The organism is Mucilaginibacter galii (assembly GCF_014635825.1).
GTDB lineage: Bacteria > Bacteroidota > Bacteroidia > Sphingobacteriales > Sphingobacteriaceae > Mucilaginibacter > Mucilaginibacter galii.
The window spans coordinates 1-15,753 of record NZ_BMDO01000009.1; the positions used below are offsets into that span (position 1 = coordinate 1).

A 15,753-nucleotide genomic window follows, 5' to 3' on the forward strand; every position below is an offset into this window, starting at 1 on the left:
AGGCTGGAAAGGCTACCGTTCACAACAACCACCGGGCATGACAACGATATGGCGAGGACTACAACGTTTCTATGATGTCTTAGACGGCTGGAACCTATTCAAAGATATAGGTACACCGTAGTCCCCAAGGAGGGAATTTTAGAAGGCTTTACGCCAGTTTCTGAAACGTCCTCCACCACAGGTCAGGCATTTCGCCGGATATGGCCGTGGTATAATCTTCGTAGCGGCAAGGCACCAGGTGATAGCGCTCGTTAAGCGAACCGCCTGTTGGGTATGGCACCTGCATCCACCAACGGTCAGATTTTTTACTTTTTACAAATACAATTTCGTGCTCCTCATGCCTCAGCGTTGTTTTATACACCAGGTACTGCGATTTGGGCTGCAGCGGAAAATCTTTTTTGCGGTTATAAAAGCCGTCGATAAAATACCATATCATTTGAGCCAGCAGCGTGGCCGTTTGTCCGTTACTGTCGTAAGCCGGGTTAAACTCATAGAAACCTATCGAGCTCAACTTGTCGTTAAACCCTGCGTAGCGGCACATCTGGCAGGCTTCTTCGCCATAAAAACCGTTAGGCGTGGCATTGGCATTGCCCATAGCGTCTGACGAACGAATAGCACCCATATCAAAACTAATGGTGCTGGCATTGCGAATAACAGGCTCTGATACGTTCACGTTACCCATCAGCTCGCCCAAGCGGTGTACATCAAAAAACAAGTTGTCCATTACGCGCAGGCTATCCTGGCTTACAAAATAGGTTTGATAGCCCAGGTTGCTATAATTGAACAGGTAATTGGGTTCGTGTAAGAATATTTTGTTAAGGTACGATTGTGAGGTGGTGGCATCATCTTCCTGCATTTCGGCCTGCTCATCGAGGTCAAAGTGCGAATCTATGACCACCAGGTCTACCTTTTGCTCCATTTCCTCGTAAGCGAGGTACTGGGCGTAAGTAAGGTCTTGTCCGCCGCCTAAAATCAGGGCAACAATGTCTTGCTTCACCAGTTCGGCAATTACCGTTTTAACGGCAAAATAGGTATCGTTTATGGTAGCTCCCTGGCGTATGTTGCCCAGGTCGTATATTTTAGAATGGTAGCTACCCTCGTTTAAGCGGTATAGCTTCTCGCGCACGTAATCAGGGCCCAGGGCACAGCCTGCATTCCCTACGGCATTGCGGTCGTCCTTTACGCCAAAAATTACCAGATCGGGCTTTTGTTCCAGGTCGGGAAAATATTGGGTAAAGGCTTCTATTTTGTTACCCAACTGGCTCTGCTTGTAACCTTCGCCGGGTATAATTTGGTTAACATCAACCGGGGTAAAGAAATCCGCTAAAGACATATCGCTGCTTACAAAAGCTCAAATATCCATTTTTTAAATTAAATTGCGCTGTTTTTGTAAAACTTACCCTCGTTAAATGATTCTGGTTACCGGCGCAACAGGTTTCTTAGGTGCTGTACTGGCCCGACAGCTGGCTGCGCAAAATATATCTATCAGATGTATTAAACGCAGCACATCGGTTATTCCTGATATATTGCAGCCTTACAGCCATTTAATTGACTGGCGCGAAGCTGATATACTGGACGATACAAGCCTGCAGGATGCTTTTGAGGAAATAACAAAAGTATACCATTGTGCCGCCTGGGTATCGTTCAAACAGGCCGATAAAGACCCCATGATTCATACCAATGTAAAGGGTACGGCCAATGTAGTAAACTTGTGCCTGGAGCAGGATGCGCGCTTAGTGCACGTAAGCTCAATTGCCGCCATTGGCCAGGCCAAACCGGGACAGTTGATCACAGAAAAGAATTATCTGGAAGAAACGCCTGCCAATAACATTTACTCTATATCCAAGCTGGAAAGCGAAATGGAAGTTTGGCGTGGTATAGCCGAGGGATTGGATGCCGTTATTGTTAATCCCTCTATTATTATTGGCCCTACCGCAGGCACCGAAGGCAGCGGCAAACTATTTGAAACGGTACGCCGGGGATTAAAATTTTACACCCGGGGCAGCTGCGGATTGGTAGACGTAGAAGATGTAGCCCGGTGCATGGTAACTCTCATGGAAAGCGACATTACCGCCGAACGTTACATCATCAATGCCGAGAACTGGAATTATAAAGACCTGATGGAAACTATTGCCGGTTGCTTCGACCAAAAGAAACCGGCTACCGAAGCCAAACCCTGGATGCTTGAACTGGCCTGGCGCGGTGCATCTTTTGTAGCTACTTTGACAGGAAGAGATCCATCGCTCGATAAAATATCGGCACGTGCCGCCACTGTAGAACAGAATTACGATAACAGCAAAATCATCAAAGAAACCGGCTTTAGCTTTAAACCGGTGAGGGAAAGTATTGCAGAGGTTTGCGAGGCGTTAAAGGTTAATTAAACCTTGTCATTTCGAGTGCAAACGAGAAATTTTGTTCAAGGCAGCCGGTAGTTAACCTGTCTTGATAAACAGGATCTCTCACTATCGTTCGAGATGACAACGAGTTAGTTTTCAGTAATACTAACTTATACTTCTTTTATATTCTATTGCGGTAAATCAGTATCTATCTATGAGATGCCGAAACAAGTTCGGCATGACTGCACACCGTCTCCTACTTCAAACTCTTCAACACCTCGGCACTTAGCAAACCCGTCCAGAGCATGTACATTTTACCTGATGGATGCAGCCCGTCTGCGGCTACCAGGCTTGGGTCGGCAATGGCTTGTTGTGATATGGGGGTAATGTCGGTATAACTAACGCCTGCCTTCTCACTCTCTTCTTTGTTGATGGCATTGTACTGCGCAATTTCTTTGGTAATCTGCATCACGTCCTGCCCTTTGGCAAAGGGTGTTACTCCCCAGTTGGGTATAGATAGAACGAAGACGTGCTTTTTGTTGCCGTTGGCATAGCTCAAGGCTGTGTTTAGCAACTGCACAAATTCGGTACGATAGGTATCAATATTATAATGACGGTATTGGTTGTTTACACCAATAAGCAGGGTGACTATATCAAACTTACTCTTGAGATTTTGATTATTGATCTCGCGGATAAGTTCGTCGGTGGTCCAGCCGGTGCGGGCAATGATGGTAGGCTTACCTACGCTGTATTCCTGCTTATTGAGAGCCGATGCCAACTGGTACGGAAACGATTGATCGGCCGGAACCGATTCGCCAATGGTATAGGAATCGCCCAGGGCCAGGTACGTAAGCGTTGTTCCATTGCCTACAGGCGGCGCAACAATTGGGATTACGGGTGTGGTTACAATAACGTTATCCATGTTTTTACTGGAGCAGCCCGTGAGGGCGGTTATGGTGAGTATTATCAGGTTCCACTTTTTCATCCTATCATCTCCATACCAAAAAGTACGGAAATATGATGTTTCAGGATTTCTTTCACTTCATTTAAATCTACCGGGTGGCCCAATTCGCGCTGCATAGAGGTTACATCTTTATCATCTATACCGCAGGGGATAATGTAACCAAAGTAGTCGAGGTTGGCATTTACGTTAAATGCCAAACCGTGCATAGTTACCCAACGGCTGCAACGCACACCCATGGCGCATATTTTACGGGCGCGTTCGTTATCAGCATCAAGCCATACACCGGTATAACCGGGGTAACGACCAGCCTTGATGCCGTAATGGGCCAGCGTAAGTATCACTGCTTCTTCTAAGGTGCGCAGGTAGAGGTGTATATCAGTAAAAAAATTGTCAAGATCTAAAATAGGATAAACCACCAGTTGGCCTGGGCCATGGTAGGTAATATCGCCGCCACGTTTTATGGGGTAATAAACGGCCTTCTTCTCTTTCAAACCGGCTTCATCCAGCAATAAGTGGTCGGGCGTGCCGCTGTTACCTAAGGTAAATACGTGCGGGTGCTCACAAAAAACAAGATAGTTGGGCGTTGGTATTTCTTCCGGAGCCTCTTCTCCGTCCACAACGGCCGCTTGCCGGTTGCGAATTTCACCCTTCAGTTTAACCGTGGCATTGAACAGTTCTTCCTGCCGGTCCCAGCCCTGCTTGTAATCTGTTAATCCCCAATCCTGATACTGTACGTGTTTGTTCTTCATAAAGCCCCTCCTAAATCCTCCCCGGGAGGGAGGACTTTTTTATTAAACTCCCTCCCTCCCGGGGAGGGCTGGGGAGGGGCTGCTTTCACATACCCCAACATATAATCTTCGTACTGCATATAATCCACTCTAAAATCAAGGTCTACTTCACCTTTGTGCAGGTTGGCATTCACACTCCCCTCTTCGGCAAAGCTGAATGCCTCCAGCGCAATATTATCTAAAAATGAAACCTCTTTTTGGCCGTAACATTTGTAAATGGCTTCCTTGGCACACCAGCACACATACAGGTAGGCAATTTTATGATGCGGGTCAATTACCGTACGCTCGGCCGGGCGCAAAAACTTGGGCGCTATGCGCTCTACCTTTTGTTTGATCTGCTCTATATCTATCCCCACGGGGCGGCTTTTGCTAATCATAACCGCGGCGTAATCGAACGAATGGCTTAACGATATATGGTAGGGTAAATTAACCAGGTAAGGCTTGCCGTGTTCGTCTATCTGGCAATCAATATACTCGCTGGTATCTAACATGGTGCGTAAAAGCACCCGGGTAGCCAGCCAGTGCAAATGGCGTTTACCGTTGGCCAATTGCTCTACAAAAGCCTTTTCATGCTCGTTGAGCTGTAGCTGGCTGTACAGGGCATCGGCCTCCTCCTCAATGCGCCAAAGGGCAAATTCGGTGTCGGGGTCTACCTGTTTTCTGAATGCAATGGCCATAAATAATTTACAAAAGCGGAGCGCAAAATTAGCTTAAATAATTATAATTTAGGCGGTGTAACCCGTCACCCGAAAATGATTTTATCAGACAAACGTATCTTAGAAGAAATTGAAAAAGGCCATATCATTATTGAACCTTTTAAGCGCGAGTGCCTGGGTACAAACTCTTACGATGTGCATTTGGGCAAGTACCTGGCCACCTACCGCAACCGGGTATTAGATGCCAAGGTACATAATGAAATAGATTCTTTTGAAATACCTAAAGACGGCTTTACACTGCAACCTGGCACCCTGTACCTTGGCGTAACGGTAGAGTATACCGAAACACATCAGCATGTTCCTTTTTTGGAGGGAAAATCGAGCACGGGCCGTTTGGGTATAGACATTCATGCCACCGCCGGTAAAGGCGATGTAGGCTTTTGCAACACCTGGACGCTGGAAATTTCGTGTGCACAGCCTGTAAAGATTTACGCGGGAATGCCCATTGGCCAGTTAATTTATTTTGTAGTAGAAGGCGATATTGAAACGCTCTACAACACCAAAGGCAACGCCAAGTATAACAATCCTACTACAAGGCCTGTAGAAAGCATGATGTGGAAAAATAAATTTTGATATTTAACGTATAAACTTAAAAATAAGCGTTTTAATAAAGCATAATCTGCGTTATAACGTTTATGCTTTAAGCAAATAAACATCTGCCCCATCACCATGAATTTAAAGAAGCTTTTTGCCGGCGTTTTCGTAATGGCTGCCCTTGCCGTGGCCTTTGCTTTCATTACACCTGAAGATGACCCTATCCAAAAGATCGTAGCCCAGCTGGAGAAATGGACAACCGATCATCCGCAGGAAAAAGTTTACCTGCAGTTAGATAAACCCTACTACGGCGTGGGCGATAATATTTGGTTAAAAGCCTACATCACCATTGGGGCCGAGCACCGGCTATCTGCCATTAGCGGGGCTTTGAACATAGAACTGATCAACGACCAGGATTCGGTAAAACAGTGGATCAAACTCCCGGTAACCAGCGGTATAACCTGGGGCGATTTTGCACTTAGCGATACCCTGCAGGAAGGTACTTACCGCATACGCGCCTATACTAACTGGATGCGCAATGCCGGGCCCGAATACTTTTTCGAAAAATCCATTACCATTGGTAACGCCGCTACCAATAACGTGTTTACCAAAACATCTTATAAATACAGCAAAGTAAACAATGCCCAAAAGGTTGATGCAGTGATCAATTACGCCGACCTGGACAACTTACCTTATGCAGGAAAAGAGGTAAGCTACGCCGTAAAAGTAAACGACAAGCAGATCCTTAAAAGCAAAGGCACCACCGATGCCCAGGGCAATCTCTCTATTAGTTTTCTGAATACCCAGCAGGCGCCGCTTACCTCGGGCATAATTGTTACCAATATTAAGGTTGATGATAAAAAGACCATCAACAAAAATATTATCCTTAAAACTACATCGGGGCAGGCCGATGTACAGTTCTTTCCTGAAAGTGGCAACCTGGTAAATGGTGTACGTTCGCGTGTGGCGTTCAAGGCTGTTGGCCCTAATGGACTGGGTGTTGATATTAAAGGCATGATTACCGACAATAACAACGCCGAGGTAGCCCAGTTAACCACCCGGCACTTGGGCATGGGCGTATTTGCCCTTACGCCCGAAGCCGGTAAAACTTATAAAGCTCAAATTACTTACCCCGATGGCTCGCAAAATACTGTAGCCTTACCTGCTGCGGCCGAACAGGGTTTTGTAATGACGATAAACAATGCAGATACAGCAAAAATTAATCTGCGGGTTACGGGCGGTGCAGGCACTAATGCTAAAGACAATTATATCGTTGCCCAATCGGGCGGGGTGGTGTGTTATGTGGCCCGCAATAGCGGCGGACAAAGCACTTTTAGCGCGTTAATTCCTAAGAATAAATTTCCATCGGGTATTGCACAGTTTACGCTGTTTACAGCTGCCGGCCAGCCGTTGAACGAGCGTATTGCATTTATACAGCGTGATGCCGATATGCTTACTGTGAAAGTGAGTGCAAGTGCGGCCACATCGGCCCCAAGGCAAAAAGTTAAAATAAACCTAAATGCAGCCAACAGTGACGGTAAGCCTGTGGTGGGTGTGTTTTCGGCCTCGGTTATTGATGAATCGAAGGTACAAACCGATGAAGCTGCCGAAACTTCCATCCTGTCGCACCTGCTATTAACTTCCGATTTGAAGGGTTTTGTAGAACAGCCAAACTACTATTTTACCAAACCCAACGAAAAAACCAATGCCGACCTTGATGTGCTGATGTTAACACAGGGCTACCGCCGCTTTGAATGGAAATCTCTACTGGCCGATCAGATACCGGCACCTGCTTTCCAGGCCGAAAAAACGCTGCAAATATCAGGTACGGTAAAAACTTTGGGTGGTAAGCCTGTGCCCAACAGTAAGGTAATGTTGTTTACTACGGCAGGCGGTACTTTTATTTTAGATACCGTGGCCGATGCGCAGGGCAAATTTGCCTTCAAAAATCTGTTGTTTAAAGACAGTATAAGGTTTGTGATACAGGCACGCACAGCTAAAAACAGCAAGAACGTAGAAATTACGCTGGATAATCTCCCCAGCCGCTCGGTGGTAAAAAACGTAAGACCGCAGGATGTTGAAGTGGGTGCCGAAGCGTTGAACGCTTACCTGAAATTCAGCAAAAAACAATACGACGAGGAAGCTAAATACGGACTGGGCAATCATACCATTTTACTGAAAGAAGTTACCGTTACCGAGAAACGAAAATCGGCCCTTACCAATTCATCAAATCTTAACGGTGCAGGTAACGCCGACCAGGTAATTACGGCCGACGTATTTGAAAAGATAGGTTGTGCCACCATTGATCAGTGTTTACAAGGCCGTTTGGTAGGCGTAATTTTCAGAGGTGGGGTTCCGTATTCTACCCGCAGTTTTAACACGCCTATGCAAATTATATTAGATGGTGTTTATGTAGAAAGCGACTTTTTGCTCAATATATCACCTTTTGATGTTGCCAGTGTTGAAGTTTTACGCACCATTGGCAATACAGCCATTTATGGAAGCCGCGGCAGCGGCGGTGTGCTGTTAATTAACACCAAACGCGGAGGAGATTATAATTATAGTGCCGCTAACATTTATTCGCCGGGCATAATTACCTATACCCCTAAAGGCTTTTATGCTGCCCGCCAGTTTTACGCTCCAAAATATGACGACCCTAAAACCAATGTAGCCATTGCCGACCTGCGCACCACCATACACTGGGTACCTAATATTATTACCGACAGCAATGGCAATGCCTCTTTCGAATACTTTAACGCTGGCACCAAAGGAACGTACCGCGTGGTAGTAGAAGGCTTAAACGATGAAGGACATTTGGGCAGGCAAGTGTTCAGTTACCAGGTGCAGTAGTGCTCTGAGTTATTCTGGGTTTAAGAAATATCGTCATTGCGAGGTACGAAGCAATCCCTGCGTAGGCTAATCAGATGTAGAGATTGCTTCGTACCTCGCAATGACGGGATAATATAAAAATTCGCTACCGCGAGTTTAGCGCAACGTAACTCGTTGTAGTACTTTGGCTGAAGTTATAAACTTCGGCCAAAGTACCCACAAACTGGAAGCTTGCGGAAGCGCAGCTTGCCAGAGCATATTTTTTACTTATTCAAAACGTCTTTAAGTTCTACAACCTTAAAGCTTTCGTCTAAATCTATCAATTGCTTGAACAAAGCTATATGGCCCGATCCTAACACCACCACCACCCTTTTATCTTTACTTTCGGTAAGTTTTTGCACCAGCGAGTACATGTACAGGTTACGTTTGTACCATACATCAACCACATCGGCACCTTTGAAGTTATTAAGCGCTCCGGCACGGTTAAACAAAGTAACATAGGCTGAATAGTTAGCCTTACGGTATTCGGACGTGTTGTTCATCAGCAACAATTGCGTAAGGGTATACTTTTTACGCCTTGCATTTTCTGCGGCTTCCAGGGTTTTTAAGCGGGCAAATATTTCGTTTTTTAAAGGGGTTTGGCCGGCTTTGTCAATAGCCACCATCATGCTATCGAATGGTAGATCCATTTTGACATCAATACCGTAAACTCTTGGCGTATTACCTTTTTTTGCCGCCCTGAAAGCCAATTGATAAATTTCATTTTCTCGCTCTGATGTTTGTTTGGGCCAAATTTGAAGCAGGTAATCGTACAACTGGTTGCTTTTATATTTTTCATACAGCGTATCAAGCTTGCCTTGGCTGGTGTAAGGCCATTCCACAAAAAACTTATCGGCACCAAACTTGCCAATCTTGTTAGCCATAGTTTCAAGTTCCTGTTGCACCGCCGGGGTCATCACATTAAACTTATCTGTTTTGGCCAAATCGGCACCGGGGTTTTCGAAATGGAAAGTACCTATGATCAATATTTCTTTAGGTTGACTTACGGCATTGTTTTGTGCTTGCGCCTGAAAAGCAACCAGCAAAGCGAGTAATAAGAATTTAAGTTTCATAATTGTGATATACGTGTATAGCTATGACAGCATTTTTAAGGCATGCGTTACAAACATATCAAATTAAAGATGGCAGTTAGTGATAATCGTGCGTTCAAAGCCGAAAAGACCAATCACTAATTCCCTGCCGACAAATAGAACTTAGTCCAAAAATCTTCTGACTTAGATAAGCTGCTGCGATCTATAGCCTGGCCGCCGCCCATATTACCACCACGGCCCATACCACCGCCCCGGCCACCACGACCGCCGCCACCGGCCATGCCACCGCCACCCATGCCTCCTCTACCGCCGCCGCCCATACCGCCACGGCCACCACCCATACCACCTTCGGGTCTGTCGGTACCACCATTAGTACCCGATGGACGGGTAATGCCGTTCACCTTAAAGTTGAAAGCCCATTCGCCTTTGGCAATATCGGCGGCATCAAAAAACTTGAGGGGAATGGCCGCCTCGTAAACCATATTACCATCGGCGTCGTAATCGAGCGCAGCTTTAAAACCGTACGAATTGGTGGTGGTAATTATGTCGTAATCAATATCCTTAAAACCGGTCACTTTCATATTACGCAGCTTGGTGAGGTGTGCTTTGCGTATTTCTTCGCGGTCAGCTTCGTTTGGTTTCTGGCCGCCTTGTTCATCGTTTACGTGTAGGCGGTTGCCCAAGGCAGGTGTGCTGGCAGGGTCTGATGCCGGGAAGGTAAGGCTGTAGATTTCTTTCTTTTTTCCCTTGGGATTAATGCCCCAGGTAAGCCCGGCCCATAGTATGCGTTCCTGCTCGGTGCGATCGTTAAAGCGCATAGCGAGGTACAAATACTTCCCATCATTGGCTACGGTATAATACAGCTTCTTTTCCTCATTATAATAGCGCAGGCTATCGCCCCATTCTTTAAGGTTACCATCAATGGTTACCGCACCGGCTGGCTTAAACAAGTGATCGTTGGGTTGAGGTGTGGTTTGCGCGTTTGCGTTTAAAGCCATGCTACCAAGAGCTATGGCAACGCAGAGGTGAGATTTTTTAAGCATGTGATGTGTATGGTAATATTAGCGTTGAAGATTTGATTTACACAGTATTAATGTGGCCAATTTGAATTTTAAAACCGCAATAACACCGTTTTATTGTGCCTTTTAAGTAACTTTGCTGTTAAACTAAGATATGCCCACCGAAGTACAGGAAGAAACGCTAACGCTTGAAGAGATACTGGCGAGTTTAAAAGAAATGCACCGCCTCATCTTGTGGAATGATGATGTGAATAGCTTTGAGCACGTGATCTACTGTATGATGAAATACCTGGATTATTCCGAATCTCAATCAGAAAAAATTGCCTGGAAGGTACACAACGAAGGTAAATGTGCCGTACTCGAAGGCTCCTTCACCGAAATGGAAGTTTACCGTAAAATTTTACAGCAAGAAGGCCTGACGGTATCGGTGGATTAAGTTGGGCTGGGGATTTGGAGAAGAAGGACTTAGGGAAGAAGGACTCGGGGAGAATGGACTTGAAGAAGAAGGAGTAAGGACATGGAGAAGAAAGATCAAGGACTTCATCAATACGGCAATCCAACCACCTGTCATCTCGAACGATAGTGAGAGCTCCTGTTCAAGTGACAGGTCTACTTAGCAATCTGTCATTTATTAAGTAGTAAAACTTCACAATTCCGGTGCTTTACTTTATCAGGCTTAAAGATGCCAGTCTCTACTGCAACACTTTAACTATCTTTCTTCGCTCCTGGCTACTCCGCAACCTGCTTTTCCTCTACTATTATCAACATTCCGGCAAACTGATCGGGATATTAATAGCCAGTCCACCATCGGAGGTTTCTTTGTATTTGGAGTTCATGTCTTGCGCGGTTTGCCACATGGTTTTAACCACGGCATCTAAGCTTACGCGGGCATTATCGGGGTTGCTTTGCAGGGCTAACTGTGAGGCAGTGATGGCCTTAATGGCACCCATGGTATTGCGTTCTATACAAGGTACCTGCACCAGGCCGCCAATAGGGTCACAGGTTAGGCCAAGGTGATGTTCCATGGCAATTTCGGCTGCCATGAGTACCTGCCTTTGCGAACCGCCCAGGCACTCGGTAAGGGCAGCGGCAGCCATAGCCGATGATACCCCAATTTCGGCCTGACAACCACCCATAGCGGCCGATATGGTAGCACCTTTTTTGAAGATACTACCCACTTCAGAAGCAGTAAGCATAAACTGAATAATGCGGTCTTCGCTGTAACCATCGCAAAAAGCAATGTAGTACATCAACACCGCAGGAATAACACCGGCAGCACCATTGGTTGGCGCGGTAACTACCCGGCCAAACGAGGCATTCTCCTCGTTTACGGCCAGTGCAAAGCAACTTACCCAATCTAATGTGTTTTGGAACCCGTTACCGGTTTGGCGTATCACGTCAATCCACTCGTTAAAGTTATGATAGCTGCGGTCGCCGGTAAGCCTGCGGTTTAGTCCGGCAGCACGGCGCGCTACGTTGAGTCCACCGGGTAAGTAGCCGGTGGTATGGCAGCCCCGGTAAATACATTCTTTCAATACACGCAATATCTGGAGCAGGCCTTCGCGGGTCTTAGCTTCTGGGCGCCAGGCCAGTTCGTTCTCTAACACCACTTCCGATATCTTCAGACCGGTTTTACGGCACCAGTGCAGTAACTCGTTAGCGGTTTCTATTGGAAAAGGCAGGTCTACCTCGGCGCCATGATTATGCTCGGCTCCTTCTTTCACCACAAAACCGCCACCTATAGAATAATAAGTTTCAGATATAGCCTTACCTGTACTCAAAAACGCCTGGAAGGTTACCGCATTAGGGTGAAAGGGCAGGCTTTGACTGTACAAGAACATCAGGTCATCGTCTGTATAAAAGCTGAGGGGCTGCTGTCCGCCTAAAACAAGTTGACGGGAAGTCTTGATATCTTCAATGCTCGAATCAAGCTGGTCTACGGCAAAGGTAACCGGGTCGTGCCCGCTTAAGCCAAGCAGGATGGCAATATCGGTACCGTGGCCCTTACCGGTTTTGGCGAGCGAGCCGTAAAGCAAAATTTTCAGTTGAACAACATCGGCAAGTACCTCTTGCTGTTGCAGGCTTTGTACAAATTGCTGCGCTGCCCGCCATGGCCCCAACGTGTGCGAACTCGACGGGCCAATGCCAATTTTAAAAATATCGAATACCGAAATTTGCTCCCTTTGCATGTCGTACAAATTTACAAATCACAAATTTGGCAACGTGAGGAATAATGTAATTAATTGGAAGTTTTTAAAAGAAATCTGTGGTTTTATGAAGAAACATGAAACGGTTTGAGCGGCGTAAACCCGGCTGAAACATCCCACAGGTTGGAAAACTTTTTAGAAAGGTAATACCCTTAGAAACACGAACGGCCACCTTTTACAAGAAGTGGCCTATGTTAATTGAAAAAAATTTGATCAAATCTAACTGAGTTGACCTTTATTATTTCAATAATATATGATGTGTTTAAGATATGCTTAAGACATCAAGCTAACAAATATTTCAGGAGCATTCATGTTTACCCATGCGATAATCCTTGTTTGCAGCTGTTTCTTTTTCTGGGTAATGTGTTTCATAATACTGACTAATACTCAAATGGTATGCCTATAACCCTGAATATTTTATTTGCTACAAAAATAAATCATATCATGCATGAATTTGTCATAAGTTAATCATTTGATTAACTTAACGTAACTTTAAATGTCATAGAAACGTAGTTGTATAGTTTTGAAAACAAGAAACCCTGTCTAAATTTATGGACAGGGTTTCTTTATTAATATTATTTAGAACAGTGCGGATATTACATCATACCACCCATGCCACCCATTGGAGGGGCACCTGCACCTGCTTGTGCATCTTCAGGATCATCAGCTAACACACACTCGGTAGTTAACAACATGGCTGAAATTGAAGCAGCATTCTCTAAAGCTACACGAGATACTTTAGTAGGATCGATAACACCAGCACCAATTAAGTTCTCATATTTATCGGTACGTGCATTGTAACCAAAGTCGGCAGTACCTTCTTTAACTTTTTGCACAACGATTGAACCTTCGATACCTGCATTTTCGCAAATTTGACGTAAAGGCTCTTCAATAGCGCGTTTCACAATCTGGATACCGGTTTTTTCGTCTTCGTTCTCAGCAACAATATCAGCAAAGGCTTCAACTGCACGGATGAAAGCTACACCACCACCAGCTACGATGCCTTCTTCAACGGCAGCGCGGGTTGCATGTAAAGCATCATCAACACGGTCTTTCTTTTCTTTCATTTCAACCTCGGTAGCGGCACCAACATATAATACAGCCACACCACCTGATAATTTAGCTAAACGCTCTTGCAGTTTTTCCTTATCGTAATCAGAGGTAGTGGTTTCAATTTGCGCTTTGATCTGGTTAACACGGCCTTTAATAGCTTCGCTTTCGCCAAAACCGTTAATGATGGTAGTGTTATCTTTGTCGATAACGATCTTCTCAGCAGTACCTAAGTAAGTAAGATCAGCGTTCTCTAATTTATAACCTCTTTCTTCAGAAATAACAGTACCGCCGGTTAAAGCAGCAATATCTTCTAACATGGCTTTACGACGGTCGCCAAAGCCTGGTGCTTTAACAGCAGCAACTTTCAGTGAACCACGAATTTTGTTAACTACCAAAGTAGCTAAAGCTTCGCCATCTAAATCTTCGGCAATAATTACCAAAGGTTTGCCTGTTTGAACTTGTTTCTCTAAAATAGGAAGCAATTCCTTCATTGAAGAGATTTTTTTGTCGTAAATTAAGATGTAAGGGCTATCAAGCTCTACTTCCATTTTATCGGCATTGGTTACAAAGTACGGAGACAAGTAACCACGGTCAAATTGCATACCTTCTACTGTTTTTACTTCAGTTTCAGTACCTTTTGCTTCTTCAACAGTAATAACACCATCTTTACCAACTTTAGCCATTGCATTTGCAATCAGGGTACCGATAACTTCATCATTGTTAGCCGAAATGGTAGCTACTTGTTTGATCTTGTTATTATCGTCGCCTACGGCTTGAGATTGTAATTTAAGGTTAGCAACTACAGCTGCAACAGCTTTGTCAATACCACGTTTCAGGTCCATTGGGTTAGCACCGGCTGCAACGTTCTTAATACCTGCGGTAATAATAGCCTGGGCTAAAACAGTTGCAGTAGTAGTACCATCACCGGCAATATCAGCAGTTTTTGAAGCTACTTCTTTTACCATTTGAGCACCCATGTTTTCCAAAGGATCTTTTAATTCGATCTCTTTAGCTACAGTAACACCATCTTTAGTGATAGAAGGTGAACCAAATTTTTTGTCGATAATTACGTTACGACCTTTAGGGCCTAAGGTTACTTTAACTGCATTAGCTAAAATATCCACACCACGTTTTAAAGCGTCGCGTGCTTCAACATTGTATTTAACTTGTTTTGCCATTTTCTTTTTTTGTAATGATTGAATTATTGAATGTGTGACTGATTGAATGCTTTTGAATGAATTATTCTATCATTCGCTCCCTCAATCCTTCTATCCTTGCTTATAATATACCGTAGATGTCAGACTCTCGCATCATCAGGTATTCTTTACCTTCAATGGTAATTTCGGTACCACCGTATTTGCTGTATAAAACAACATCACCTACTTTTACAGTCATAGGCTCATCTTTCTTACCATCACCTACAGCTACTACAGTTCCTTGTTGAGGTTTTTCTTTAGCAGTATCCGGAATGAAAATACCAGACGCAGTCTTTTCTTCGGCAGGAGCAGCTTCTACTACTACCCTATCACCAATAGGTTTAATGTTTAATGACATAATTATAAATTGTTATAATAATTGAGTGTTTGCTTGCTATTGAACACTAATTATGCCAATGCGCCTGCTGACACCCTTGGGCTGTTGTATTGTCAGTATTAAATTTTCTGCACTGCAACCAAATAAACTTCTGTCAAACTGAAAGCAATGACAATGCCATGATGACATGCAGTACTTCACTTTCTTTCCTCGAAAAGCGCATGTAATAAATGCTACATATCGGAAAATCTATCACACAAAAAAGCCGATTGAGAAACTCAACCGGCTTTGATACCTTATTAACAGTATAATATTTTAATTATTTCTTAGCAGTATCAACAGGCTTGGCAGCACCAGGCATAGTCATTGGCGCAGCGGCCGGGGCATTACCGCTTGGTTTTGATGCTTTTTGAATTTGATCGCGAACGGCAGAACTTCCGGTATCGCTGGGACCACCTTTAATAGCTACATTGATAGCTAAAGATAATACCATTAAAGTAATGGCTAAAACCCATGTACCTTTTTCTAAAATGTCGCCGGTTTTTTGCACACCTAATAACTGTGATGAGCTTGAAAAATTTGACGATAAACCACCGCCTTTAGGGTTTTGCACCAACACAATTACGCCTAATAACAAGCAAACCAGTATGGCAACAATGATTAATACTAAGTACATCTTTTAT

At 44.6% G+C, this 15,753-nt stretch carries 14 protein-coding genes; 4 read left to right on the plus strand and 10 right to left on the minus strand.

The window, feature by feature from the left end:
• Positions 1–148: 148 nt before the first annotated feature.
• Entirely contained in the window at positions 149–1,333 is a 1,185-nt protein-coding gene (locus IEV61_RS15150; RefSeq protein WP_188417887.1) for a formimidoylglutamase, read from the minus strand.
• Between the two features lie 76 nt (positions 1,334–1,409).
• On the opposite strand from IEV61_RS15150, the gene IEV61_RS15155 reads away from it, so the two are divergent.
• Positions 1,410–2,381 (plus strand): NAD-dependent epimerase/dehydratase family protein, encoded by a 972-nt coding sequence (locus IEV61_RS15155; RefSeq protein ID WP_188417888.1) that lies wholly within the window; start codon positions 1,410–1,412, stop codon positions 2,379–2,381.
• 211 nt (positions 2,382–2,592) lie between these two features.
• Here the strand turns inward: IEV61_RS15155 and IEV61_RS15160 are convergent, their stop codons facing one another.
• The 3 genes from IEV61_RS15160 to IEV61_RS15170 are packed head-to-tail and all read right to left on the minus strand — an operon-like array spanning position 2,593 to position 4,765.
• Complete coding sequence (locus IEV61_RS15160) at positions 2,593–3,258, minus strand: SGNH/GDSL hydrolase family protein (protein WP_188418092.1); 666 nt, start codon at positions 3,256–3,258, stop codon at positions 2,593–2,595.
• Positions 3,259–3,317: 59 nt separating this feature from the next.
• Positions 3,318–4,049: a lipoyl(octanoyl) transferase LipB gene (gene lipB, locus IEV61_RS15165; RefSeq protein WP_188417889.1), complete on the minus strand. Its 732-nt coding sequence runs from the start codon at positions 4,047–4,049 to the stop codon at positions 3,318–3,320.
• The gene (locus tag IEV61_RS15170; protein WP_188417890.1) at positions 4,046–4,765 is read right to left on the minus strand and encodes a 4'-phosphopantetheinyl transferase family protein; all 720 of its coding nucleotides are present in this window, start codon (positions 4,763–4,765) and stop codon (positions 4,046–4,048) included. The genes lipB and IEV61_RS15170 overlap by 4 nt, the downstream gene beginning before the upstream one ends.
• A gap of 75 nt (positions 4,766–4,840) precedes the next feature.
• Between IEV61_RS15170 and dcd the strand changes: the two genes are divergently transcribed.
• Positions 4,841–5,377, plus strand: coding sequence for a dCTP deaminase (gene dcd, locus IEV61_RS15175; protein WP_188417891.1), 537 nt, complete (start codon positions 4,841–4,843; stop codon positions 5,375–5,377).
• A gap of 96 nt (positions 5,378–5,473) precedes the next feature.
• The gene (locus IEV61_RS15180; protein ID WP_188417892.1) at positions 5,474–8,188 is read left to right on the plus strand and encodes a carboxypeptidase-like regulatory domain-containing protein; all 2,715 of its coding nucleotides are present in this window, start codon (positions 5,474–5,476) and stop codon (positions 8,186–8,188) included.
• Between the two features lie 242 nt (positions 8,189–8,430).
• Here IEV61_RS15180 and IEV61_RS15185 read toward each other — a convergent pair whose 3' ends face one another.
• Complete coding sequence (locus tag IEV61_RS15185; RefSeq protein ID WP_188417893.1) at positions 8,431–9,279, minus strand: DUF5694 domain-containing protein; 849 nt, start codon at positions 9,277–9,279, stop codon at positions 8,431–8,433.
• Between the two features lie 116 nt (positions 9,280–9,395).
• Positions 9,396–10,256 (minus strand): DOMON domain-containing protein, encoded by an 861-nt coding sequence (locus IEV61_RS15190; RefSeq protein WP_188417894.1) that lies wholly within the window; start codon positions 10,254–10,256, stop codon positions 9,396–9,398.
• 175 nt (positions 10,257–10,431) lie between these two features.
• On the opposite strand from IEV61_RS15190, the gene IEV61_RS15195 reads away from it, so the two are divergent.
• Positions 10,432–10,713, plus strand: coding sequence for an ATP-dependent Clp protease adaptor ClpS (locus tag IEV61_RS15195; RefSeq protein WP_188417895.1), 282 nt, complete (start codon positions 10,432–10,434; stop codon positions 10,711–10,713).
• Between the two features lie 325 nt (positions 10,714–11,038).
• On the opposite strand, the gene IEV61_RS15200 is transcribed toward IEV61_RS15195, so the two are convergent.
• From IEV61_RS15200 to secG, 4 genes are all read right to left on the minus strand, one after another.
• Positions 11,039–12,466 carry an L-serine ammonia-lyase gene (locus IEV61_RS15200; RefSeq protein ID WP_188417896.1) on the minus strand — a complete coding sequence of 476 codons (1,428 nt, stop codon included), beginning with the start codon at positions 12,464–12,466 and terminating at the stop codon, positions 11,039–11,041.
• Between the two features lie 614 nt (positions 12,467–13,080).
• Entirely contained in the window at positions 13,081–14,715 is a 1,635-nt protein-coding gene (gene groL, locus IEV61_RS15205) for a chaperonin GroEL (RefSeq protein ID WP_188417897.1), read from the minus strand.
• Between the two features lie 100 nt (positions 14,716–14,815).
• Positions 14,816–15,091 (minus strand): co-chaperone GroES, encoded by a 276-nt coding sequence (locus IEV61_RS15210; RefSeq protein WP_188417898.1) that lies wholly within the window; start codon positions 15,089–15,091, stop codon positions 14,816–14,818.
• A gap of 298 nt (positions 15,092–15,389) precedes the next feature.
• On the minus strand, positions 15,390–15,746 hold the full coding sequence (secG, locus tag IEV61_RS15215) for a preprotein translocase subunit SecG (RefSeq protein WP_188417899.1): 357 nt from the start codon (positions 15,744–15,746) through the stop codon (positions 15,390–15,392).
• Between the last annotated feature and the right edge of the window lie 7 nt (positions 15,747–15,753).

What these genes read in the sequence shown, in the direction of transcription:
- IEV61_RS15160 (WP_188418092.1), bottom strand. Translation starts at nt 3,258, where the DNA reads ATGGATAACGTTATTGTAACCACACCCGTAATCCCAATTGTTGCGCCG.
- secG (WP_188417899.1), bottom strand. Translation starts at nt 15,746, where the DNA reads ATGTACTTAGTATTAATCATTGTTGCCATACTGGTTTGCTTGTTATTA.
- IEV61_RS15155 (WP_188417888.1), top strand. Translation starts at nt 1,410, where the DNA reads ATGATTCTGGTTACCGGCGCAACAGGTTTCTTAGGTGCTGTACTGGCC.
- IEV61_RS15190 (WP_188417894.1), bottom strand. Translation starts at nt 10,256, where the DNA reads ATGGCTTTAAACGCAAACGCGCAAACCACACCTCAACCCAACGATCAC.
- IEV61_RS15195 (WP_188417895.1), top strand. Translation starts at nt 10,432, where the DNA reads ATGCCCACCGAAGTACAGGAAGAAACGCTAACGCTTGAAGAGATACTG.
- IEV61_RS15210 (WP_188417898.1), bottom strand. Translation starts at nt 15,091, where the DNA reads ATGTCATTAAACATTAAACCTATTGGTGATAGGGTAGTAGTAGAAGCT.
- lipB (WP_188417889.1), bottom strand. Translation starts at nt 4,049, where the DNA reads ATGAAGAACAAACACGTACAGTATCAGGATTGGGGATTAACAGATTAC.
- IEV61_RS15150 (WP_188417887.1), bottom strand. Translation starts at nt 1,333, where the DNA reads ATGTCTTTAGCGGATTTCTTTACCCCGGTTGATGTTAACCAAATTATA.
- groL (WP_188417897.1), bottom strand. Translation starts at nt 14,715, where the DNA reads ATGGCAAAACAAGTTAAATACAATGTTGAAGCACGCGACGCTTTAAAA.
- IEV61_RS15185 (WP_188417893.1), bottom strand. Translation starts at nt 9,279, where the DNA reads ATGAAACTTAAATTCTTATTACTCGCTTTGCTGGTTGCTTTTCAGGCG.
- IEV61_RS15200 (WP_188417896.1), bottom strand. Translation starts at nt 12,466, where the DNA reads ATGCAAAGGGAGCAAATTTCGGTATTCGATATTTTTAAAATTGGCATT.
- IEV61_RS15170 (WP_188417890.1), bottom strand. Translation starts at nt 4,765, where the DNA reads ATGGCCATTGCATTCAGAAAACAGGTAGACCCCGACACCGAATTTGCC.
- dcd (WP_188417891.1), top strand. Translation starts at nt 4,841, where the DNA reads ATGATTTTATCAGACAAACGTATCTTAGAAGAAATTGAAAAAGGCCAT.
- IEV61_RS15180 (WP_188417892.1), top strand. Translation starts at nt 5,474, where the DNA reads ATGAATTTAAAGAAGCTTTTTGCCGGCGTTTTCGTAATGGCTGCCCTT.